We start from the raw sequence: 22,675 nt of genomic DNA, 5'->3' as shown, positions 1-22,675 counted from the left end.
TCCGCTTTCTCGCTGAGAAGGGAAACGACGGCGGCTTCGGTGCGCGCTCGCGCGCCTCGCGGGTCAGCAAGCGGACACGCGGACCGCATGTTGGGAGACTGAGGGGGCTCGAGCGGCGGCCGCTTCGCGCCTGAAAACGCGCGAAAGGACCTATTTTTCATGCACCGCATCAATGATGCGGCGCAATCGAGAAGATGCGCCTTATCCGAACAGGCGCGCGCCGCTGGATCCGTGCGGCGTAAGCGATTTCAACTCGTCGAGCTCGCCGCGCGAAATCCGAAAAAAGCCTCGTCCGCCAGCGCGCGTCTGATAGCGATCGCCAACGCGCGCGCAAAGCAGTTTGAACCATTCGTCTTTGGTCAGTCCGTCCGGACATTCGGCGATTTCCCACACGCGGGCGTCCGGCCAGAACCGTGCGTGAATAATGACTGAGTTCGAGGCGGGCAATGACACTGCCGTTTCGCAAGGATTGTTCGAATTATCATTCGCCATCGCTTTTCCTTTCAGTTCTTCGTTGCAATTCGCCTACTTCAACTTTGCGCCTGCGCGCACGCGTCGATCATCGCGCGCCGATCCTTGTGAGATCTCTGCGCGACTCTCGGCGTAGGTTCGGAACCACAGGCTCCGCAGCGACAGATGAAGGGCTGTAGAGGCGGGAATTATAGGCGCGGCGAAAAATCGAGTGAGGCCGACCGCGGGCGCGGCATCGCTATATAACAAGAATACATAACGACTGCAACTCGGATGAGTCGCCCGAGGCGCAGCCCAAAATTGAGCCTTGCGGCTGGCGTTCACGCCGCCGTCGACAAGGCGTCTTCAAACGGGAAGGGCCGAGAAGAGCAGTCCGGCCCTTCTCGGCGGCCGCTACGCGCCTAAACGGGACGCGAGGCGAAAGCTTTCACGGTCGGGCGATGCGCCGCCGCCGCGCCAGCCGCGTTCAAGATCATCAGCGCCGCAAAGCCGCAGAGATTGACGAAGATGAGACGACCGGCGCGGTGAAATGATCAACGCCGAGCCCGGTCGCCGCGGTGACCGCCAACACCAGGCTCTCATAGACGACGAAGGCCGCTAGGAACGCGGCGAATCCGCCCGCGAATCCCTGGAAGCGGCGGGCAAGCAGGCCAGCGCTTTCACAAGAGAGCAAAGCGATGACGCCAAGCGCGCCGCCCCAGAAGAGCGTCATCGGGTCCGTCGGATACTGCAGGAAGAAAAAGCCGACAGCCTGATTGGCGAACCAGACCGCGCCCGTCAGCAGCAGAGCTGCGCGACGCGTGGCTGTAAGCGCCGCCACGGCGGCGAATCCCGCAAGAGGAACCGCGCAGGTCAGCGCGACGCTCGACAGAACGCTTGCGCCGACGAGCGTCGCCGCCCAAAGCGCGAAACGGCGATCGGACGAAATCATGGACAGCGGCATTGTCATATCAGTCTCCTTTCAAATGAACGCCGGCCGCAGCCGGCCTTTCGTCCCGCGGCGCGGGCGACGAAACGGCGCAAGCCTCAGGCATATTTGAAGCGGCTTGCCGAGCGATCGATCGGATCGGGTGCGTGAAGGCCGAACCAGCGCGCGCGTAACTTGTCCCAGAGCGCGAGCCGCGACCAATCCGGCTCTTTGAGAAACCTGTCGGTCTTCGGCTCGAGGAAAGGATTGGGCAGCAGCACGGTGATCTGCTGTTCATCGGCGCCGTTGAACAACTGCAGCCCCCACGACATCGGCACGCATGTCGATCCGAGCCTGCGATAGAGTTCGGCGCGCGATGTGCGCCGCCGCGTCGCGAGTTCGGGAGACGTCGGCCGACTCCGCGGCCCCTTGTTCTCGCCGATGCAGACATGAAAATGCGTGACGCCGAAGGCGACCGTGAGATAGCCGTCGAGCAGCCTGATGCGCGTCGGCGGCCGGTTGGCGTGGATTTCCCACGCCGCGCCCTGAACGATCGGCCCGAAGACGATCTCGTTCCAGTGGTTCTCGAAGAGATCGCGCATGAGTTCTTCGAGACTCGCCGCGTCGGTCGGTAGCGAGAAGACGTCGAGCGCCGCGCCATCCGGCTCGACGATGCGGCGCGGCGTCATGCCTGGCGTTCGGTCTGCGTTCGTTTGCATATCGGTCTCCCTCGTCACCAGGCGTATTTCACGCCGCCATAGAAGGCGCGCGCCGTCGTCGAATAATTGTAGACCTCCTCATAGAGCGCATTGTTGAGGTTCTCGATGCGCGCGTGCAGCGTCAGCGAGTCGGTCAGCTTGTAATTCGCGAAGAGATCGAGCCGCACGTAAGGCGCAAGCATCACGCGCTTGTTGAAGATGAAATCCACGTCATGCGTGGAGCCGACGATATTCGCCCGCGCTTCGACCTCTAAGCCGGGGAGGCCGGTGTAAATGAGCGACCACATCCCCTTGTGACGCGGACGGCGCAGAAGCGTGCGGCCGGCGTAGATGCTGTCCGTGTCGTCATCGAGATTGCGCGCGGACAGAAACGTGTAGCTTCCTCGCGCGAGCAGAGCGCCCGGAACGAGCGCCGCTTCGCCGGAGAATTCGACGCCGCGCGTGTCGGCGCGGCCGACGTTGAAGTAACAGCCGAAGATCTGCGTCGCCGTGCAACTCTCGGCCTTTCCGAACTGCACCAGATTCGTGTAGCGATTGGCGAAGACCGAAACGGAGGCCGTGGCGAGGCCGCCGAAAAGGCTCTGATCGATTCCGGCGTCAAAGCCGAGCACGCGTTCGGGCGCGAGCGTCGGGTCGCCGTATTGGCTGAATCTCTGATAGAGCGACGCGGTCTTTGCGCCCGTGGCGGCGGAGCCGCGCAGCCGCATGCCGATCTCGTCGATGCGGAAATTCGCCATCATGCGCCAGGTGAGAAAGGTTTGGTTCTTGCTCACCGCATCGGCGCGGCCGCCATAGGAAATGTCGAGCCGATCAAACAGCGTGAATTGATGCTGCGCATAGCCGGACCATGTCGTCTGGACGGCCTGCGTCGGCGTGAAATCATCGACGATCCAGGCCTCGCGGGAATTTTGCGCCGTCTCGGTTTCGACGCGCGCGCCGATAGTCGCGAGACCAAGCGGGCCGAGCGCCACATCGCTCTGATATTCGACGCCGCGCCGTCCGCCGAGATAGCCGAAGCGGCAGTTCTGCGAAATGTAGGTCAGCGTGTCGAAACAGGCTTCCGTCGCCCAGACGTCGCGGTTTCCTCGATTTCCGTAAAGCGTCAGCCTGTTGCGCAGGGTCTTGTCGAACAGATCGGCGCCGAGCCGCACATAGCCCTGCATGAAGGTCGCGTGATGATGATTGAAGGGATCGAACACGCTCCAAGGATTGAAGGCGTAAGGATTGTCGTAGCGGATCGCGCTGTCGTAACCGGCGAGGCCCGCCTCGATCCGCGCGTCTTCGGTGAAGTCATAGCCGATGCGCCCGGTGACCCCGACATTGTTCGTCGGATCGTCGGCTGGAAGCGGCGGCAGCGGCGTCGTCTGATCGCCGATCACGATGGGCCGCTGCTGACGATAGCCGTAGCGCGGGAAACCATCGGCATGAAGGCCGGAGATCGAGAGCGCATAGGCGCCCTTCCCGTCGGCGCCCGAGATCGACGCGCGCGACGACGACGTTCCATAGGAGCCGCCCTCCGACATGATCCAGCCTTGCGGCGCGCCCTTGCCGCGGCGCGTGATGATATTGATCACGCCGCCCATCGCGTCCGAGCCGTAAAGCGCCGACTGCGGGCCGCGCAGCACTTCGATCCGCTCGATGTCGGTCGGAAGCAGCCGGCCGAAATCGACGGAGCCGTCCGTGCTCGTCGGATCGCCGATGCGAATGCCGTCGATGAGCACGAGCGTCTGGCCGGGCGTCGAGCCGCGCAAGGCGACGGAGGTCTGCGTTCCAGGTCCGCCATTCGAATAGACGTCCAGCCCCGGCACGCCGCGCAGCACGTCGTTGAAGCCGAGCGACCCGCGCTTCTGGATGTCGCGCGCGTGAATGACGCTGACCGAGGCGCCGGTGCTGGCCACCGGCTGCTCGACGCGCGTCGGCGTGACGACGGTTTGATCCTCGATCGCGGCGCCGGGCGAACCCGGTTCCGCCGGGCCCACCGGGCCGACGTCGATGACCGGCAGGGATTGCTGGGCGAAAGCGCTGGAAACGGAGAATGACAGGGACAGCAGAAACGCGCCGCGCAAGGCGGTCGTTGGATTGCGGGAAGACATAGCTGGACTCGCAGCGAACGTGGGCCGTCACTGCGAAAGGTCTCCGCCCGTACGCCGATCAGGCGAGAGGCTTCGGCCGCATCGGTGCACCCCGCCCGACGCTTTCGCGCGTGACCACGAAGCGACGGCAGGTCTCCTGGCTCGCGGGTTGTCGCCTTAGACCGCCTTCCCAGAGCATTTCGCTCCAGTGGCTGATTGGTCTTCGGCTCGCCGCTTACAGTTGCGGGGGCAGCCGCGGAATCGCGCGCCGAAAGGCGCGCTCACCGCATTCCCATTTTGATCCCGTTGGGAACCGTCTGTCGCAAAATAGACGGCCGATTGTTCTGCGAGTCAAGCGCCTCGCCTGAGCATTACGTTAAGAAATGGACGGCTGAACCGTTCTTAGGTGCAACTTGCTCCCTTTCATCGGGACGACGAAGCAGTCTGGAACGATTGACCTGCTCTTCGGTCCGACGAAAATCCTCGGCGTCTTTTGAAAAACGGGGGTTATTTTTTAACTCGTTAATTGAGTCCTGAATCTGCGCGCGAAGCCATCCAGGTTGAAATCTGGGTGTCTCGTGCATTGACGCCTCCCTGGTTTGTGTACACGCTGATTCGGTTGATCCTACGCTCAGCGATTCCCACTGAAAAGTTAACAATTAGGGCATTGTGCCAATGTCGCGTTCACCAGATCCTTTTCAACTGAACGAGGACTACCCCGACTTGATTTTTGGCTTAGTCGGCGCGATCGGCGTAGACTTACTTTTTGTTGAACAGACGCTGAAAGACTACCTTAACGGGTTCTCCTATGTCGTACACGACATCCGCATATCAGCGCTTATGCGAGAAATAGAGTGCGGAGATCAAGTCGACGAAAGCTCGTTATTCAACGCCTATAATTCAAAGATGGACTATGCTAACCGCCTTCGTGAGCGTTTCGACAACGCGATTTTAGCAGCTTTAGCAATTGCCGCGATCAAAGAAGCACGTGAAAAATCTGGAACAGCGACTGTTGGAAAGGCGTTTGTCATTCGTCAACTGAAGAATCCGGACGAAGTCAGGTTGCTTCGTTCGGTTTACGGAAAGCAGTTCATCCAGATCTCGATTTATGGCGCTCCCTCTGCAAGGAAAGAAAATCTTTCTTCCGAAATCAGAATAGACTCAAACGGCGTAGTTGAAGCGGCCGAAGCTGAAAAGCTAGCGGGCAAGCTCATGGCCAGAGATGAAAAAGAGCAATTAGAGTATGGGCAGGCGTTGAGGGATGTTTTTCCGTTAGGAGACATTTTTGTAGATACTGGCGACAAGAATAATGCTGCTAGATCGATCGAGCGGTTTCTTAACGCACTTTTCGGAAGCAACGAAATATCGCCGACCCCCGAGGAATATGGAATGTACCTCGCGAAATCGGCTTCGCTGAGGTCACTGGATCTCTCGAGGCAGGTCGGAGCAGCTATTTTCTCGCAGGACAACACGGTTATCAGTCTTGGATCAAACGAAGTTCCTAAGCCAGGAGGGGGCACTTATTGGCCCTCCGATGTTGACTCTCGGGATTTTCGTAGAGGCTACGATCCTAATGAACTAAATAAAAGAGAGGTTTTTGCGGACCTTATAAAACGGCTCTTGGAGGATAGGTTTCTCAGCACTGAGTTGCTCGATCTCAACACACCCCATTTGGTCGTGGAAAAATTGCTAGATTCAAGTGAGGGCACGAAGTACAAAGAGTCTCGGGTGATGGATATAATTGAGTACGGTCGAATAATTCACGCGGAGATGTCTGCAATTTGCGATGCAGCTCGAAATGGCCGTAGTATCAAAGACGGGGTGCTTTATTCCACCACGTTTCCTTGCCATCTCTGTGCAAAACATATTGTTGCAAGCGGGATAGCCGAAGTTGTTTATTTAGAGCCGTACCCAAAGAGTTACGCATTAAACCTTCACTCAGACTCGATTAGCCTTACCGACGAAATGGATAAGGTTCGGTTTCGTCCATTTATGGGCATCGCGCCAACGCGGTATCGCGACCTGTTCGAGAAAGGCAAGAGGAAGACTCGCGAAGGCCGGGCGATGAAATGGCAGTCCGATAAGAGGCGCCCCTCCATAAGCTACATGTTCTCGCCTTCAAGCCTAGCTGAGCCGTATGTTCTGGTCGAACTCTCGAAACTAATCCACGACCGAAAGCAAGACGTCTGAGAGGATTACGCCGCCGCGAGCGCGTGCAACACGCGCGCCCAGGAGCGCGCGCCCTTGTGAAACGAGGTGTAGGAATATTTTTCGTTCGGCGAATGAATGCGGTCGTCGTCATGCGCGAAACCGATCATCAGCGAATCCATATTGAGGTCGCGCTTGAAGGCGCCGACGATCGGGATCGAGCCGCCGCAACCGGCGAGCACGGCCTCCTTGCCCCATTCCTCCAGAAGCGCGCGCCGCGCGCGATTGAGCGCCTCCGAGCCAAAGGGGAGCTGCAACGCGTTCGACGCGCCATGCGAGATGAATTCGGCCTTGGCGTCCGCCGGCAGGCGCTCGCGCACGAAACTGTGGAAACTGTCCAGGATCGCCTTCGCGTCCTGCTTGCCGACAAGACGAAACGAAAATTTCGCGGACGCCTGCGCCGGCAGCACCGTCTTCGACCCTGCGCCGGTGTAGCCGCCGATGATTCCGTTCACGTCGCAGGTCGGCCGCGCCCAGATTTGCTCCATCACGCCGCGGCCGGCTTCGCCGCCGACGCGCGTCAGGCCGATGTCCGACAGCCATTTGCCTTCGTCGAAGTCGATGACGCGCCATTGCTCGGCGACGTCCTCCGGAATCTCCGGCACGGCGGCGTAGAAGCCAGGCAGCGTCACCTTGCCCTCGTCGTCATGCAGATCGGCGATGATGTTGGCCAGCACATGAATCGGGTTCAGCACCGGGCCGCCGAACATGCCGGAATGCAGGTCGCGGTTTGGCCCTTTGATGATCACCTCTTCGAGAGCGAGTCCGCGCAGCATCACCGTGATCGCCGGCGTCGACGCGTTCCACATGCTGGTGTCGCAAACGAGCGCGAGATCGGGCGCCGAGAGTTCGTCCTTGTTCGTCGCGAGAAAGCCCGGCAGCGAAGGCGATCCCGTCTCCTCTTCGCCCTCGAACAGAAACGTCACATTGCAGGGCAGCCCGCCATTCGCCTCGAAGGCGCGGCACGCTTCGACGAAGGTCATCAGCTGGCCCTTGTCGTCGGAGGCGCCGCGGGCGACGATGTCCTTGCCGTCCTTGCCGTCGGCGAGATGCGGCGCGAATGGCTCGGTCTCCCATAATTCCGCCGGATCCGGCGGCTGCACGTCGTAATGGCCGTAAAACAGCACATGCGGCGCATCCTTGCGCTTCGCCTTTGCGTGGCCGACGACGATCGGATGGCCGGGCGTCTCGCGCAGCTCGGCGTCGTAGCCGAGGCCGTTCAGCTCATCCTTGAGCCAGTTCGCCGCCTGCAGACATTTCGCCGCATAGGCCGGATCGGTCGAAATCGAAGGAATGCGCAAGAGATCGAACAGGCGTTCTCTCGAAGCGTCGAGATTGGCGTCTATCGTGTTGAGGACGGCGTCGATCGTGGCCATGAATTGCGCTCCTGGTCAGGAGCCGACCCTAGTGCCTATGCATGGCGAGGGGAAGACGCGGCCCCTCACGTCATAGCCGCGCGCCTCGCGGCCCGCCGCGAGGCATGGCGCCTCTTCGCCGTGAATGGCCGGCTCACGGCCGGCGATGACGCAAGGGAACGCTCACGCATTGGGCGCGAGCATATTCTCCGGACGCACGATCTCGTCGAATTCGGCTTCCGTGACTTTTCCGGACGCGAGCGCCTCTTCCTTCAGACTCGTGCCGTTCTTATGCGCGGCGCGCGCGATCTTCGAGGCCGCGTCATAGCCGATCTTCGGCGCGAGCGCCGTGACCAGCATGAGCGAGCGGTCGAGGAAACGCTTGATGCTCGCTTCGTCAGCCTCAATGCCGTCGACGCAGCGCGCGACGAAACTGTTCATTCCGTCAGCCAGCAAAATGACCGACTCGAGCAGCGCGAAGCCGACGATCGGCTTCATCACATTGAGCTCCAGATGGCCTTGCGTGGCGGCGAAGGTGATCGTCGCATTGTTGCCGAAGACGCGCGCGCAGACCATCGTCAGCGATTCGACCTGCGTCGGATTGACCTTGCCCGGCATGATCGACGAGCCGGGCTCGTTCTCCGGAAGCCTCAGCTCCCCGAAACCGGCGCGCGGCCCGGAGCCGAGCAGGCGAATGTCGCTGGCGATCTTATAGACGCCCGCAGCCAGCGCATTGAGCGCGCCATGGGCGAAGACCACCGCGTCATGACTCGCGAGCGCCTCGAATTTGTTTGGCGCCGAAACGAACGGCAGTCCCGTCTGCTCGGCGATGTCGGCGGCGACTTCTTCGCCGAAGCCCTTGAAGGTGTTGACGCCGGTGCCGACCGCCGTGCCGCCCTGCGCAAGCTGCAACAGGCCGGCGAGAGTCGCTCTGATCCGCGCCGCCGCGCCTTCAGCCTGCGCCGCATAGCCGGAGAATTCCTGGCCGAGCGTCACAGGCGTGGCGTCCTGCAGGTGAGTGCGGCCGATCTTGGTGATATCGGCGAATTGCACCGCCTTGGCGTTCAGCGCGATATGCAGGCGCTCGACGGCGGGAATCAGATGTCCGGCGATCGTCGTGGCGCCGGCGATGTGAATGGCGGTCGGAAAACTATCGTTCGACGACTGGCCGAGATTAACGTGATCATTGGGATGAACCGGCGATTTCGCGCCGCGCGGCGCGCCGAGCATTTCATTGGCGCGATTGGCGATGACCTCATTGACGTTCATATTCGTCTGGGTGCCGGAGCCGGTCTGCCAGACGACGAGCGGAAAATGGTCGTCGAGCTTGCCGTCGATGACTTCGCGCGCCGCGGCGGCGATCGCGTCAGCGATCTTGGGGTCCAGCAGCCCTTTCCTGGCGTTGACCTTTGCGGCGGCGAGCTTGATGCGCGCTAGCGCGTGCACGATCTCGATCGGCATGAGATCGCCGCCGATCGGAAAATTCTCGCGCGAACGTTCGGTCTGGGCGCCCCAATAGGCCCAGGTCGGCACGGCGATATTGCCAAAGGAGTCGCGTTCAATTCTCTGATCGTCGGTCATCAGCTCGCTCGCATGGAAAGGCGCGTTGCGCGCGCTTCCCTATGCGGCATTTCCGACCAGCGTTCAATCGCGCGAGGCTTCCGTCAGCTGCTCGGCGGCGGACCATTCGCGCGACCCGCCCGCCGGCGGCGACGCCATCAGCTCGGAAAGCCGATTGCGGGCGCGGTTCACCCGGCTTTTCATCGTGCCCGCCGCGCAGCCGCAGATTTCCGCGGCTTCCTCATAGGACATGCCGGAAGCGGCCACGAGAATCAGCGCTTCGCGCTGGTCGAGCGGCAGTTTCTGCATGGCGTCGCGGAAGTCGAGAAAATCCATATGCGCATGCTGCGATTCCGGCGCGATCAGCCGCCCGGCGATGATCCCGTCCGGATCGGGCGCCTCGCGCCGGCGCTTGCGATATTCGCTGTAGTATATGTTGCGCAGAATCGTGAACAGCCAGGCGGTGAGATTGGTGCCTTCCGCGAAGGTCGCGAGGCTGCCCCAGGCCTTGACCAGCGTCTCCTGCACGAGATCGTCGGCGCGATCCGAATTGCCGCAGATCGACACCGCGAAGGCGCGCAAGCTCGGGATGGCCGAGATCAGCTCAGCCTTCAATCCCTGTCCCGCTGAATGCGCTTCCTGGCCTGCCGTCACTCACTCTTCCTCGGCGCGCTTGACGTCGCCGGGGAGGATAGCACATTCGTTTCGAGTTGGTTCAAAAGTTTCAGAAACCGATCCGGGACCGGCTGAGACACGACATCGTCGTATAAGTTACGGAGTTCCTTGCCAATCGAGTCCTGGAATTCCACCACACGCTGTCCTTGCACACGCTGTCCTTGGGTTGTTTTTTTTGCGCCGCAGCGCGGCTCCCCTACTCCTCGGCGACCTTCGCCGAATTCGTCACGAGTCATCACCCATCCTGCAAACGTCTCCAGCCTACGAGGACCCGGCCTAGGAGAATACCGCCCGTCGCTCGCGAAAGCATCGTCGTCTGCTTTCGCGCGCGCTACTATATTCTCCGGATTCTTGTTCCCCATGGAGCCCTCTATTTTAATATGCATGATTTCTGGAGCCGCCGCGTTATAGTGCGCCGCAAGGACGATATGCAAAACGCGCCGATCAAGGATTGGTTCCCTAAAATGCCGAGCGGTTTTGACGTATTGTCCAAGTTTTGAATCTGCTTAGCCCGCACTCGTCTCCTTTTGGGAGGCTCGAAGCTGCTGGAGTTGTAAGACATGTCGGCGACAAAGGAAATTTCTGCTCATATTCCCTATTTGAGACGCTTTGCGCGCGCGTTGGTCGGCGATCGGGAGGGCGGCGACGCCTATGTGCTGGCCACTCTCGAGACCGTCGTCGCGGAACCGGGCCGCATCGCCAATGCCGAAGATCTGCGCGTCGCTGTTTACCGTCTGTTCCTCGACATCTGGGCGGCCTCGCCCATCAACGCCCATATCGACCGCTCGGGCGCGTTGGAGGAAAGCGGCCGGCGCAACCTCGAAGCTATTTCGCTGAAGCCGCGCATCGCCTTTCTGCTCCACGCCCTCGAAGGGTTCGATCTCGACCAGATTGGGCAGACTCTCAATGTTTCGGAGCTCGAGGCCGGCGCGCTGATCGAGGCCGCAAATGAGGAGATCGCCGACCAGATCGCGACCGATGTATTGATCATCGAAGACGAACCGCTGATTGCGCACGACCTTAGAAGCATTGTCGAGGAGCTGGGCCACCGGGTCGTCGGCATGCCGCGCACCCATGCGGAGGCCGTCGCAGCCATTGAAGAAAGCCATCCGGGACTGATTCTCGCCGACATTCAGCTCGCCGACGGCAGTTCAGGATTGGACGCCGTCAATGAAATCCTCGGCTCGCTGTCCATCCCGGTGATCTTCGTCACCGCCTATCCCGAGCGGTTTCTCACCGGCGAGCCGCCGGAGCCGGCGTTCCTGATCGCCAAACCGTTTAACGTCGAGAGTCTGAAAGCCGTGATCAGCCAGGCGCTTTTTTTCGAACGGCGCGCCGGGCGCCGCGAGCAGATCGCGCCGCGGGTCGGCATGTGAAATCATTGATGCCATTCTGATTTTATTGTTTCCAAGGCCCGATTCCACTCCCCCGGACCATTGCCGGGAGCCCCCAGATAAATCGCCACGGCATAGAAACATTGGCCGCTGCGGCGCGTTATAGCCCAAGGCGCTGGGGGAATTTGAGTGAGGCGGCCCATGGAGGAGATCAAGAAATCCAGTCGCGGCTTCGCGTCTATGGATCCCGAAAAGCAGCGCGCGATTGCGCGCAAAGGCGGCCAGAGCGTTCCTGACGAAAAACGTAGTTTTTCGCAAAATCCTGATCTTGCGGCCCGCGCAGGGCGCAAGGGCGGTCAGAGCGTGAATCCGGCGAAACGAAGCTTCTCCCGCGACCATGCGCTCGCGTCGGAAGCCGGTCGAAAGGGCGGTCACGCCTCCCACGGGGGCGGAGCCCAGAAACGCAGCGCGCCGCTCTAAGGAGCGGCGTTCACTATGCCGCAAACGGCTTCGAGCGCTGTGCGATGAGCGAATAAAGCGCGTCGTCGTCGCGCGTCGCGCGCAGAGTCGCCACGAGGCCCTGATCCCTCAGCATCCGGGCGGCGCAAGCGAGCGCCTTGAGATGGTCGGCGCCCGACGTCTCCGGCGTCAAAATCATGAACACCAGATCGACCGGCGTGCCGTCGAGAGAGCCGAATTCGACCGCACGGTCCAGCCGGCCGAAAATCCCGTAAATGCCCTTCAGCTTTGAAAGCTTGCCGTGCGGAATCGCGATGCCTTCGCCGATTCCCGTCGAGCCGAGCCGTTCGCGATGAAGAAGCGCATCGAAAATTTCGCGCGCCGGGAGGCCGCAGATCTTCGCCGCCTTGTCGCTGAGCTCCTGGAGAAGATGCTTCTTCGTCGTCGCCTTCAGCGAGGCGCACACCGAATCCGGCGAAACCAAGTCCGTTGGCCGCATGCGACGATCATCCTGCTCTCATTGGAGGTCTAGGGCCGCCGAAGGCTTTGACCATCCTTGAAATTCCCGCCGTCTCGCCATTCCGCCAAAACTCGAAGCGATATGGGAATTTGGCAAGATATATGCCGAGGGGGCCCGCATTATGGCCGCCTACGACGTTTTTTCCGTCAACGCGCATCGCTTTCGGTTTCGGGCGTGTCGATCCAGCCGATATTCTCGTCGCCGCGCCGATAGACGACATTCACCCGCCCGGTGTTGGCGTGCCGGAACACAATGACAGGCGCGCCGGTGAGATCGAGATTGAGCACCGCCGCCGAGACCGACAGCCGCCGCAACTGGGTGGTCGATTCGGCGATGATCGCCGGGCTGAACTCCGCCGGCGCCTCTCGTTCCTGATCGGGCGCCTCCAGCACGTGATAGGCGACGACCTCGTCCTGGCCGCCGTCGCCATGACCATGCTCATGATGGCTCTTGAGCCGATCCTTGTAGCGGCGCAGGCGTTTCTCGATGCGTTCCGCCGCCTGATCGAAACAGGCGTACGGCTCCTGCGCGCGGCCGTCGGCCTGCAAAACGATTCCCGAGGCGAGATGCAGGCTGCAATCGGCGCGATAGCCCGAGCCTTCCGGCGAAATGGTGACATGCCCGGTGACCTGGCCATCAAAATATTTCGCCGCGGCCGCCTCGAGCTTCTCCGTCACATGGAGGCGAAGCGCGTCGCCGATGTTGAGGTTTTTGCCGGAGACCCTGAGAGACATTTTCCAACCCAAACTTTCGTTGCGAGCGAAGTTTCGGCCGCGGCAAGGAACGGCTGCGCCGCTTCGCGTCGCCGTCCAACCAACCGCACAATGCGCCCTGTCCGCCCTTGAACTCCGCCTGAGACGTCGGCGAATCGCCGACAGTCTCGCCAAAGTGCGGAAATCGCGCGCAGCGTTAAAAGCCCTAGCGCCCGAAGTCAATGGAGTCCTCAGGCGCGCAGGAACGCGTTTTCCGCAGCCAACCATAAGACAATTAATGGGTTGTCGCACGGGCCTGGGCAAGCTTGGCGCGACGGCGATCGACCGAAGACGGAATTCGCAAACTGTCCCGATATTTCGCGACCGTGCGCCGGGCGATGTCGATGTCGTTCGCCTTCAGCCGCTCCACGATGGCGTCGTCGGACAGAATATCGTCGGGCGTCTCCCGATCGATCATCTGCTTGATGCGAAAACGCACCGCCTCGGCGGAATGCGCGGCGCCGCCGCTCGTCGTCGCGATCGAGGCGGAGAAGAAATATTTGAGTTCGAAGACGCCGCGCGGCGTCATCATATATTTGTTCGACGTCACCCGCGACACCGTCGATTCATGCATGCCGATGGCGTCGGCGACCGTGCGCAGATTCAGCGGACGCAGATGTTCGACGCCATGCGTGAGAAAGGCGTCTTGGAGCCGCACGATTTCAGACGCCACGCGCAGAATGGTGCGGGCTCTCTGCTCGAGGCTCTTGGTCAGCCAGTTGGCGTTCTGCAGACAATTCGAAATGAAGCTCTTGTCCGCGGCGCCGACGGCGCCGGCGCTGACCTGCGCCGCATAGCTATGATTGACGAGCACGCGCGGCAGCGCGTCCGAATTGAGTTCGACGCGCCAGCCGCCGTCCGCCGCCGCCCGCACGATCACGTCGGCGACCAGCGGCTGGATCGGCGCGCCGCCGAACGCCCGACCCGGCTTGGGCTCGAGCCGGCGCAGCTCCGCTGCCATGTCGACGATGTCCTCATGGTCGACGCCGCAGATCTTGGCGAGCTGCGCGAAATCGCGGCGCGCGACGAGCGCGAGATTGGCCACGAACGCCTGCATCGCCGGATCGTATCGATCGCGCTCCTTGAGCTGGATGGCGAGGCATTCCGCGAGGTCGCGGGCGCCGACGCCGGAAGGGTCGAAGGTCTGGATCGTGGCCAGCACGCGTTCGGCCTCCGCGCTGTCGGCTTCGAGACGCGCGGCGATTTCGCCGAGATCCTCGCGCAGATAGCCGCTCTCGTCGATTCCGTCGATGATCGCCTGACCGATGATGCGATGACGCGGATCAGGGCAGGCGAGCGCCAGCTGTTCGGCGAGATGTTCGTGGAGGTTGCGCTGATCGGCGACATAGGCCTCGAGATTGGGCGCTTCGCCGTCGGTCGATCCGCCGCCCGCCGCGCCGGTCCAGGACGTCGCCGACAGGCCGGCGCCCTCCAGGGCCTCGTCCCGCGGCCGCTCGCCGATCGTCGGGCCCTCGGCCTCGAAGGCGTTGCTCATGTCGGCGCCGAGATCGGCGGAGAGCGTCGCCGAGTCGACGGCGAGATCCTGGCGCGCCCAATCGCCCTCCTGCGGCCCTTCCAAACCCTCTGCTGGGCCCGACTCGTCACGCGGCGACGCATCCGGCGCCTCGAGGCCGACGTCGCCCTCCTGCGCCTCGAGCAGCGGATTGCGCTCGAGTTCCTCATGCAAAAAGGCGGAAAGCTCCAAATTTGAGAACTGCAACAGCTTGATCGCCTGAAGCAGCTGCGGCGTCATCACCAGGGCCTGGCCCTGACGCATCATTAATTTGGTGGAAATCGCCATCTTCGCCCGGCCTACTCGAACGCCATTGACCGCCTGTGCGCGGCCCGGTTTTTGCTTATATCACTTTGGCCGAGCGCGCACAGGGCCAAAAAAACAGCGCGCCGGCGAGCAGAACGCCCAAGCATTAATCACAGGTTTTTGATCGAAAAGAATCGTCCGGCGCATGTTCCCGGGCGACCGCCTGACATTGGCCTGCCAGGACGGGCGCGGCCGCCCCTTCGGCATAACAAGGCTCGCCGGCGCTCGCGAACGCAACGCTTCGCGCGCTACATGCGGAAATCTTCGCCAAGATAGATGCGCCTGACGTCCGGATTGGCGACAATCTCCTCGGGCGACCCTTCGGTCAGCACATGGCCGTTGTAGATGATGTAGGCGCGGTCGGTGAGGCCCAAGGTCTCGCGGACGCTGTGATCGGTGATGAGCACGCCAATGCCGCGCGCCTTCAAATGCCGGACGAGGTCCTGGATGCCGCCGACGGCGATCGGGTCGATGCCCGCGAAAGGCTCGTCGAGCAGCATGAAGGAGGGATGGCCGGCGAGCGCGCGGGCGATCTCGCAGCGACGCCGTTCGCCGCCGGAAAGCGCCACGGCGGGCGTGTGGCGCATGCGGGTGAGACGGAATTCTTCGAGGAGCGCGTCGAGCTCCTCCTCCCGCTTCTTGACGTCGGGCTGGGTGATCTCGAGCACCGCGCGGATATTGTCCTCGACCGAGAGGCCGCGAAACACCGAGGCCTCCTGCGGCAGATAGCCGATCCCGAGCCGGGCGCGGCGATACATCGGCAACGGCGTCACGTCATAGCCGTCGAGCGAGATCACGCCCCGGTCGGGCTTCACCAATCCGGTGATCATGTAAAAAACGGTGGTCTTGCCCGCGCCATTCGGCCCCAGCAGGCCGACCGCCTCGCCGCGCGCGACATGCAGGCTCACGTCTTCCACCACCCGCCGCGCCTTGTAAGACTTCGCCAGATTGTGGACCGACAGCAGGCCCTGGCCGTCCATTCCGGCCGGCTCATGATAGGCGGCGCGCGGTTCGAAGGCGGCCTCTCCCTGTTCAGCGGCCGGCGCAGGTCCCCAGAAATCCCTGTCGCGCGCCGCTGCTTCGGCGTTGGCGCCTATATTTTGGGCGCCTGCGTCGAGCCATTGGCGTTCGGCGATTTCGTCAGGCTTGCGCGACCGCCCGACGCCCTGAGCGAGCCGCGCCAGCGACTGGCCGGCGGCGCGAAAACGCGTCGAAAGGGCGGAAAGATAGCTCAAGCGCGCCTTGTCCGTCGCTCTGGAGGTCCAGGGTTTCGAAGCGACGCTCCCTGCCGAGGAGCCTCTCGCCGCCGCGTCAGGGGTGCTCTATCCCATAAGCGTCGCTTCGGAAACATCGGCCTGTCGCCGCACTGCGGCGCCGCCCGACCTGCGGTCAAGCCCAAGGGCGCTTCGCCGCCGCCTGTTTCTCATATTCGTCGATCTTGGCCGCCTTTTGAAGGGTCAGACCGATGTCGTCGAGCCCGTTCAACAGACAGTGCTTGCGAAACGGGTCGATGTCGAACTTGATCACGCCGCCGTCAGGACCGCGGATCTCCTGCGCCGCGAGGTCGATGGTCAGCGTGGCGTTGGCCCCGCGCTTCGCGTCGTCCATCAATTTATCGAGTTCGGCCTCGCCGACCATGATCGGCAAAATGCCGTTCTTGAAGCAGTTGTTGTAGAAAATGTCGGCGAAACTCGTCGAAATGACGCAGCGGACGCCGAAATCGAGCAGCGCCCAGGGGGCGTGTTCGCGCGACGAGCCACAGCCGAAATTGTCGCCGGCGACGAGAATGCTGGCGGTGCGGTAGGCCGGCTGGTTCAGCACGAAATCGGGATTTTCGGAGCCGTCGTCCCGATAGCGCATCTCCGAAAACAGCCCCTTGCCGAGGCCGGTGCGCTGAATGGTTTTGAGATATTGCTTGGGGATGATCATGTCCGTGTCGACATTCAGGATCGGCAGCGGCGCGGCGACTCCGGTCAGCGTGGTGAATTTATCCATGATTCTTTCATGTGACGCGAGAAAGGCTAGCGCCATTTACCAAATCGGCGCAGGGAGGCAAAGCGCGGCGCGGGCGCCCGGCTGGACGCGGATCGCCGCCCGTGTCATGTCGGACGCCCGGTAAGGACTGTAGACGTCTGGAACGCCCGGCGCGAACGCGTTCCGCCCCTCGCATTTTCACGAAAGCTTCTGCTAAAGGTGTTTAAGCGAAGCTGAAGTCCGAACGATCCGGCCATGACGCTGCACGGTTTGCTCATCGAAGCGATCGGCTATCTCGCCGCGGCGGCGAGCGTGTTCGTCTATGTGTCGAACACCATGATCCCGCTGCGCATCGGGGCGATCCTGGCCAATGCGCTGTTCGCCCTATATTTCTTCCTCAAGGGCCTCTACCCGCTTTTCGCGCTCAACGCCTTTCTCGTCCCGGTCAACATGCTGCGGCTGCGGCAGATGCAGCGCCTCGTCCAGGACATTCGCGCCGCCGCCTCGGAGGATTTCGATTTCGAATGGCTGCGCCCCTATATGAAGCCGCTCAAACTGTCCGAAGGCTTCGTCCTGCACCGCAAGGGCGACCTGTCGGAGGAAGCCTATCTTCTGGTGCACGGCGACATCCATCTGCGCGAGCCGGACGTCACGCTGAAACCGGGCGCGCTGTTTGGCGAGATGGGCATGTTCACCAGTGAAAACCGCCGCACCGCCACCGCCGTCGCCGCGACCGACGTCGAACTTCTCTGCGTGCGCTACGACGATCTGCTGCAGCTTGCGGCGCAAAATCCGCAATTCGGCTTCTACCTGATGCGGCTCATGGTTCAGCGCATGCAGCACAATGTGGAGATCGCCCGCACGGGCAAGGGGTGACGCGGATCCCTGCGACATTCGACGGGCGTCATGCCCGCGCGTGTCGCGGGCGTCGACGCTCCGACGCGCGCCAACGTTCCTCAAAACGCTCGTAGATTTCTCCTCGGCTTCGCCATAAGGACGTGGACGGCCGGGACAAGCCCGGCCATGACGGTCCGGATTGCCGAAGGCGCAGACGGAGAAATGAATGTCGCACAAGATCTACCCCGTCCCGGACGACTGGAAAAAGACCGCGCGCATCGACGAAGAGAGCTATCGCCGCCAGTATGAGCGATCGGTCAGGGACCCGGACGGCTTCTGGGGCGAACAGGCGCAGCGCATCGACTGGATCACGCCCTTCACCAAAGTGAAGCGGACGAGTTTCGACACGCATAATGTTTCGATCCGCTGGTTCGAAGACGGCACGACCAATGTCGCGATGAACTGCATCGACCGGCATCTGCCGGAACGCGCCAACAAGACCGCAATCATCTGGGAAGGCGACGATCCTTCCGTCTCGCGCCATATCACCTACGCCGAGCTGCATGAGGAGGTCTGCCGCTTCGCCAATGTGCTCAAGAAGCACGGCGTCAAGAAAGGCGATCGCGTCACCATCTATCTGCCGATGATCCCCGAGGCGGCGTTCGCCATGCTCGCCTGCGCGCGCATCGGCGCGATTCATTCGGTGGTCTTCGGCGGCTTCTCGCCGGATTCGCTCGCCGGACGCATCGCCGACGCTGAATCAAGCGTCATCGTCACCGCCGACGAAGGCCTGCGCGGCGGCAAGAAAATTCCGCTGAAAGCCAATGTCGACGCGGCGCTCGACAAGGTCTCCGCGAAGGCGGTCATCGTCGTGACGCGCACCGGCGCCGATGTCGACATGCAGCCCGGCCGCGACTTTCGCTATGAGGAAGAGGCGGCGCGCGTGCACGCCGATTGTCCCTATGCCGAGATGGACGCGGAAGATCCGCTGTTCATCCTCTACACGTCGGGTTCGACCGGCAAGCCGAAGGGCGCGCTGCATACGACCGGCGGCTATCTCGTTTACACATCGCTCACGCATGAGCTCGTCTTCGATTATCGCGAAGGCGACGTCTATTGGTGCACCGCCGACGTCGGCTGGGTGACCGGCCACAGCTATATTCTCTATGGCCCGCTTGCGAACGGCGCGACGACGCTGATGTTCGAAGGCGTGCCGAACTATCCGAGCATGTCGCGCTTCTGGGAGATCGTCGACAAGCACAAGGTCGATATTTTCTACACGGCGCCGACCGCCATTCGCGCGCTGATGGCGGCGGGCGAAGCGCCGGTGAACAAGACCAGCCGCAAGTCGCTGCGCCTGCTCGGCTCGGTCGGCGAGCCGATCAATCCGGAAGCGTGGGAATGGTATCACCGCGTCGTCGGCGACGGCCGTTGCCCGATCGTCGACACCTGGTGGCAGACGGAGACGGGCGGCGTGCTGATCTCGCCGCTGCCCGGCGCGATCGATCTCAAGCCCGGCTCGGCGACGCGTCCCTTCTTCGGCGTCGCGCCGGAGATCGTCGATCAGGCCGGCAATGTTCTCGAAGGCCAATGCGAAGGCCTGCTGGTCATCGCCGATTCATGGCCCGGACAGATGCGCACCGTGTATGGCGATCACGAGCGTTTCGCGCAGACCTATTTCTCCGCATATCCCGGCAAATATTTCACCGGCGACGGCGCCAGGCGCGATTCCGACGGCTATTACTGGATCACCGGCCGCGTCGACGACGTCATCAATGTTTCGGGCCATCGCCTCGGCACGGCGGAAGTCGAGAGCGCGCTCGTCGCGCATGGGAAAGTGGCGGAGGCGGCGGTCGTCGGCTATCCGCACGACATCAAGGGCCAGGGCATCTACGCCTATGTCACGCTGAACCAGGGCGTGACGCCGAGCGAACATCTGCGCAAGGAGCTGGTGCATTGGGTGCGCCACGAAATCGGGCCGATCGCAACGCCCGACATCGTTCAGTTCGCGCCCGGCCTGCCGAAGACCCGCTCGGGCAAGATTATGCGGCGCATCTTGCGCAAGATCGCCGAAGGCGAATTCGGCGCGCTGGGCGACACCTCGACGCTCGCCGATCCGAGCGTGGTGGAGGAACTGGTGAAAGAGAGGCCAAAACCTATTCACTGACTCGTAGGTAGGATTTAGCGATGGGCGTTTTCTTGCACGGTTTAAAACTGCAGTTTTATCGAGGGATCGGAGATCAGATCCAGACGATGCATCCATTCAAGCGATTCAATTTTTTTATCGGATCGAATAATTCTGGGAAATCTACTGTTCTAAATTTTATCTCGAAACATTTATCTGAATATCCAGGAAGAGAAGGTACAAAAGCAACCCAGCTGGATTCGCTTGATAGACACTTGGGTTCCAGCCAGGGGGCATTGAGTGCCTGTCTTGCGGTTCCATCGGCGCAATTCCGGGACATCGTACTTGCAGGCTTGCCTCCTCATCTGGTCCATCGAGACAATCTATCAGACCTCATCAACAAATTAATCGCCTATTTCGATGAAGATGGCGCAATTTGGCTTAAAATCCCGATTCCCGCATCGACGGGGGCTTATGCGCCGCCGGCTTTTGATTTCGACAAATCAGTTGACGCTCAAATTGGACTGACTGTTATGTCCAAAGGGGAGTGGCAATCTCTCTGGTCTTCCCTGACGGCGAAAAGCGCCGGTGGGTATGAACAGCACTGGCTCCCCGAAGCTGTTCGAGCGCTAAACTCGCGAGCACAGGTCCGATTGCCTCAAGCAGGTCTAATTCCCGCGATTCGGCAAATAGGTCCAAAGGATCAAGACTATTCCGATCTTAGCGGACAGGGTCTGATAAATCGCTTAGCCACCCTTCAGAACCCTGATTACGATAGACCACAAGACAAGGCGGTCTTTGAAAAAATCAACCAAATGTTGGTGGATGTGAGCGGAGAGAAGTCCGCGCAGATCAATATCCCTCATAACCGTGAACATATCCTAGTGGAAATGAATGGAAAGAAATTGCCTCTTTCCGCGCTTGGAACGGGAATTCACGAGGTAATTGTCATTGCCGCCGCCTGCATCTCACATGAAAATATGATAATATGTATTGAAGAACCGGAGCTTCACCTTCATCCAATATTGCAGAGAAAGCTCATTTCCTATTTGCAGAATTATACTTCAAATCAGTATTTTATTGCAACCCACTCGGCCTGCTTTATCGATACTCCTGAGTCCGCGGTATTCCACGTCAGCAATGACGGAACGAACACCCAGATTATAGAAACAACTCTAAAGCGTGAACGCTTCGGAATATGCGTTGACTCGGATATAAGGCTTCAGATCTGCTTCAAGCAAACGCAGTAGTTTGGGTCGAAGGGCCATCTGACAGAATCTATCTTAAACATTGGATAGCGTCGCTCGATGAAGAACTCGTCGAAGGCATCCATTACTCAATTATGTTTTACGGTGGTAGACTGCTCAGCCATTTGTCGGGTGACGACATGGAATCTGATGAAGAGGTTGAGCAATTTGTAAATCTAATGGCCTTAAACCGAAATAGCGCCATTCTGATCGATAGCGACAAGAGCTCCGAATCTGACGCTTTGAATCAAACTAAGACGCGCATAATTGACGAATTCTCCAGATCGAAGGGACCCCCCTGGGTTACAGCAGGGCGGGAAATTGAAAATTATATTCCGTATCAAGCGCTGCAGAATGCGGTGAAGCAAGTTCATTCTGGAGTTTACGGTGGGCCCCATAAGGATGGTCCCTTCGAACATGCGTTGTACTTCAAGCGAACAGATAGCGACGGTCCCTCGAGTGAAGCGCTCGTGCAGAAAGTCGACAAAGTGCGGGTAGCGCAATGCGTATGTGAGACTTCTGCAGACCTTTCACCCCTCGATCTTCGAGTTCGCATTGTTGAACTGATTACCTTCATACGAAAGGCCAACGGTCTAGAGGTTCATCTAATTAGTTGAATTGGCCACACCCGTTATGGACGGCCTTAAGCAGTCCGATATGCGGACGCTCCAGCTGCTCTGCTTCGGCAAGAAATGGAAGCTATCTGGAAAGGCTGGCGACGGGGATTTCCATCGAAACCAGTAGGCCTTCGATCCGCCATGCGTAGGATAGCTCGCCTTCGAAGTGGCTGACGATCGTCGACTGCGACAATCGCTGCCGAAGCCGCTGCTCTCCGGCGTTCGCGCGATCGGCGGTCCGCCACGCTCCGGCTAGGACAGGACGAGCTGCTCCCCTTTAATGCGCCAAGAAAACTCAACAACGCCTCCGTCTGATTTGAGAGCGCCGTATTTCGCCGCATTGGTCGCGAGTTCATGAAGCACCAGCGCAAGGCCGTTCGTGGCGCACTCGCCTAACGAAATGGAAGAAGCTTTCGCGACGAAGTGACTTCTCGCGTCGGGCGCGCGGACATCGTCGCCTCCGTGCGGAACCGCACAGCCGCGCGGCGTTGCGCGCCATAAGTCAGTCACGTCTTGCAATCGCAAGATGAGCGTTTGCCGCGAACGTTCGCATTCGCAGCCGACGTTGTGGACCTCGTATCAGGAGAAACGTCATGAAGACTGCAGTGTTTCTTGCCGCCGCCATTGCGGCGGGTTCTCTGAGCGTCGGCGCCAACGCCGCGCCGATGGACGCTTCGCTGAAGGCGCCGGATGGGTCTGTCCAGAACGCCACCCTCTCCTGGCGCTGCGGCAAGAAGAACCCGGCGTCCTGGGGCACGTTCGGCAACGGCTGCCTCAAGCAAAAGAAAAATTGGGGCAAGGGCAGATCGTCGTCCAAGCCCGGCGCCGTCCGTCGCTCGTCCGACTATCGCTCTTAAGGCGCGAGGGCGTGTTCGCGACGTTTCGCAAGACGCCTAGCCTAGAGTATCCGTTATGCGCAAGGAGCGTCTTCGGCCCAGGGACGGTTTTTTCGTAAGAGGGCGTTGGCAAGGACGACGAGCTTGCGCATTACGGCGGTGATGGCGACTTTGGCGGGCTTTCCGGC

At 60.9% G+C, this 22,675-nt stretch carries 20 protein-coding genes, 1 pseudogene and 1 riboswitch; of the genes and pseudogenes, 7 read left to right on the top strand and 14 right to left on the bottom strand.

The window, feature by feature from the left end; genetic code table 11:
• Positions 1-201: 201 nt before the first annotated feature.
• The 4 genes from AB7F41_RS04015 to AB7F41_RS04000 all read right to left on the bottom strand — a co-directional run bounded on the left by AB7F41_RS04015 (position 202) and on the right by AB7F41_RS04000 (position 4,190).
• Entirely contained in the window at positions 202-453 is a 252-nt protein-coding gene (locus AB7F41_RS04015) for a hypothetical protein (RefSeq protein WP_428381379.1), read from the bottom strand.
• 493 nt (positions 454-946) lie between these two features.
• Complete coding sequence (locus AB7F41_RS04010; protein WP_428381377.1) at positions 947-1,420, bottom strand: hypothetical protein; 474 nt, start codon at positions 1,418-1,420, stop codon at positions 947-949.
• A gap of 77 nt (positions 1,421-1,497) precedes the next feature.
• On the bottom strand, positions 1,498-2,097 hold the full coding sequence (locus tag AB7F41_RS04005) for a DUF7676 family protein (RefSeq protein ID WP_428381375.1): 600 nt from the start codon (positions 2,095-2,097) through the stop codon (positions 1,498-1,500).
• A 14-nt stretch (positions 2,098-2,111) separates the two neighbouring features.
• Positions 2,112-4,190, bottom strand: coding sequence for a TonB-dependent receptor plug domain-containing protein (locus tag AB7F41_RS04000; protein WP_428381373.1), 2,079 nt, complete (start codon positions 4,188-4,190; stop codon positions 2,112-2,114).
• A 109-nt stretch (positions 4,191-4,299) separates the two neighbouring features.
• A riboswitch (cobalamin riboswitch) is annotated at positions 4,300-4,501 on the bottom strand.
• Between the two features lie 343 nt (positions 4,502-4,844).
• On the opposite strand from AB7F41_RS04000, the gene AB7F41_RS03995 reads away from it, so the two are divergent.
• Positions 4,845-6,359 (top strand): anti-phage dCTP deaminase, encoded by a 1,515-nt coding sequence (locus tag AB7F41_RS03995; protein WP_428381371.1) that lies wholly within the window; start codon positions 4,845-4,847, stop codon positions 6,357-6,359.
• A gap of 5 nt (positions 6,360-6,364) precedes the next feature.
• Here the strand turns inward: AB7F41_RS03995 and AB7F41_RS03990 are convergent, their stop codons facing one another.
• From AB7F41_RS03990 to AB7F41_RS03975, 4 genes are all read right to left on the bottom strand, one after another.
• Positions 6,365-7,753: a M20/M25/M40 family metallo-hydrolase gene (locus AB7F41_RS03990; protein ID WP_428381369.1), complete on the bottom strand. Its 1,389-nt coding sequence runs from the start codon at positions 7,751-7,753 to the stop codon at positions 6,365-6,367.
• A 162-nt stretch (positions 7,754-7,915) separates the two neighbouring features.
• Positions 7,916-9,313, bottom strand: coding sequence for a class II fumarate hydratase (gene fumC / locus AB7F41_RS03985; protein ID WP_428381368.1), 1,398 nt, complete (start codon positions 9,311-9,313; stop codon positions 7,916-7,918).
• A gap of 63 nt (positions 9,314-9,376) precedes the next feature.
• Positions 9,377-9,946, bottom strand: a complete 570-nt coding sequence (locus tag AB7F41_RS03980) for a sigma-70 family RNA polymerase sigma factor (RefSeq protein WP_428381367.1) — start codon at positions 9,944-9,946, stop codon at positions 9,377-9,379.
• Positions 9,943-10,203, bottom strand: a complete 261-nt coding sequence (locus AB7F41_RS03975; protein ID WP_428381366.1) for a NepR family anti-sigma factor — start codon at positions 10,201-10,203, stop codon at positions 9,943-9,945. Before AB7F41_RS03975 ends, AB7F41_RS03980 begins: the two co-directional genes overlap by 4 nt.
• A gap of 324 nt (positions 10,204-10,527) precedes the next feature.
• Here AB7F41_RS03975 and AB7F41_RS03970 point away from each other — a divergent pair, with 324 nt between their 5' ends.
• Entirely contained in the window at positions 10,528-11,343 is an 816-nt protein-coding gene (locus tag AB7F41_RS03970) for a response regulator (protein WP_428381364.1), read from the top strand.
• A 159-nt stretch (positions 11,344-11,502) separates the two neighbouring features.
• Positions 11,503-11,781: a KGG domain-containing protein gene (locus AB7F41_RS03965; protein WP_428381362.1), complete on the top strand. Its 279-nt coding sequence runs from the start codon at positions 11,503-11,505 to the stop codon at positions 11,779-11,781.
• 13 nt (positions 11,782-11,794) lie between these two features.
• Here the strand turns inward: AB7F41_RS03965 and AB7F41_RS03960 are convergent, their stop codons facing one another.
• The 5 genes from AB7F41_RS03960 to leuD form a co-directional block, all read right to left on the bottom strand.
• Positions 11,795-12,259: a PTS sugar transporter subunit IIA gene (locus AB7F41_RS03960; protein WP_428381360.1), complete on the bottom strand. Its 465-nt coding sequence runs from the start codon at positions 12,257-12,259 to the stop codon at positions 11,795-11,797.
• Positions 12,260-12,426: 167 nt separating this feature from the next.
• Entirely contained in the window at positions 12,427-13,014 is a 588-nt protein-coding gene (gene hpf / locus AB7F41_RS03955; RefSeq protein WP_428381358.1) for a ribosome hibernation-promoting factor, HPF/YfiA family, read from the bottom strand.
• Between the two features lie 253 nt (positions 13,015-13,267).
• Positions 13,268-14,833, bottom strand: a complete 1,566-nt coding sequence (gene rpoN, locus AB7F41_RS03950; protein ID WP_428381356.1) for an RNA polymerase factor sigma-54 — start codon at positions 14,831-14,833, stop codon at positions 13,268-13,270.
• A gap of 266 nt (positions 14,834-15,099) precedes the next feature.
• Entirely contained in the window at positions 15,100-16,086 is a 987-nt protein-coding gene (gene lptB, locus AB7F41_RS03945; protein WP_428381354.1) for an LPS export ABC transporter ATP-binding protein, read from the bottom strand.
• A 154-nt stretch (positions 16,087-16,240) separates the two neighbouring features.
• Entirely contained in the window at positions 16,241-16,846 is a 606-nt protein-coding gene (gene leuD, locus AB7F41_RS03940; protein WP_428381352.1) for a 3-isopropylmalate dehydratase small subunit, read from the bottom strand.
• Positions 16,847-17,080: 234 nt separating this feature from the next.
• On the opposite strand from leuD, the gene AB7F41_RS03935 reads away from it, so the two are divergent.
• The 4 genes from AB7F41_RS03935 to AB7F41_RS03920 all read left to right on the top strand — a co-directional run bounded on the left by AB7F41_RS03935 (position 17,081) and on the right by AB7F41_RS03920 (position 22,508).
• Positions 17,081-17,701 carry a Crp/Fnr family transcriptional regulator gene (locus tag AB7F41_RS03935; protein WP_428381350.1) on the top strand — a complete coding sequence of 207 codons (621 nt, stop codon included), beginning with the start codon at positions 17,081-17,083 and terminating at the stop codon, positions 17,699-17,701.
• A gap of 187 nt (positions 17,702-17,888) precedes the next feature.
• Entirely contained in the window at positions 17,889-19,829 is a 1,941-nt protein-coding gene (acs, locus tag AB7F41_RS03930) for an acetate--CoA ligase (protein ID WP_428381348.1), read from the top strand.
• Positions 19,830-19,849: 20 nt separating this feature from the next.
• The gene (locus tag AB7F41_RS03925) at positions 19,850-21,037 is read left to right on the top strand and encodes an ATP-dependent nuclease (protein ID WP_428381346.1); all 1,188 of its coding nucleotides are present in this window, start codon (positions 19,850-19,852) and stop codon (positions 21,035-21,037) included.
• Between the two features lie 1,207 nt (positions 21,038-22,244).
• A complete protein-coding gene (locus AB7F41_RS03920) occupies positions 22,245-22,508 on the top strand; it encodes a hypothetical protein (RefSeq protein WP_428381344.1) in 264 nt (87 codons plus the stop codon).
• A gap of 53 nt (positions 22,509-22,561) precedes the next feature.
• Here the strand turns inward: AB7F41_RS03920 and AB7F41_RS03915 are convergent.
• A pseudogene (locus AB7F41_RS03915) lies at positions 22,562-22,675 on the bottom strand (IS110 family transposase); the annotation flags it as partial.

Source organism: Methylocystis sp. (assembly GCF_050251305.1).
Classification (GTDB): Bacteria; Pseudomonadota; Alphaproteobacteria; order Rhizobiales; family Beijerinckiaceae; genus Methylocystis.
The sequence above is the reverse complement of the archived record's forward strand: the minus strand, read 5'-3'. Positions and strand labels throughout refer to the sequence as shown.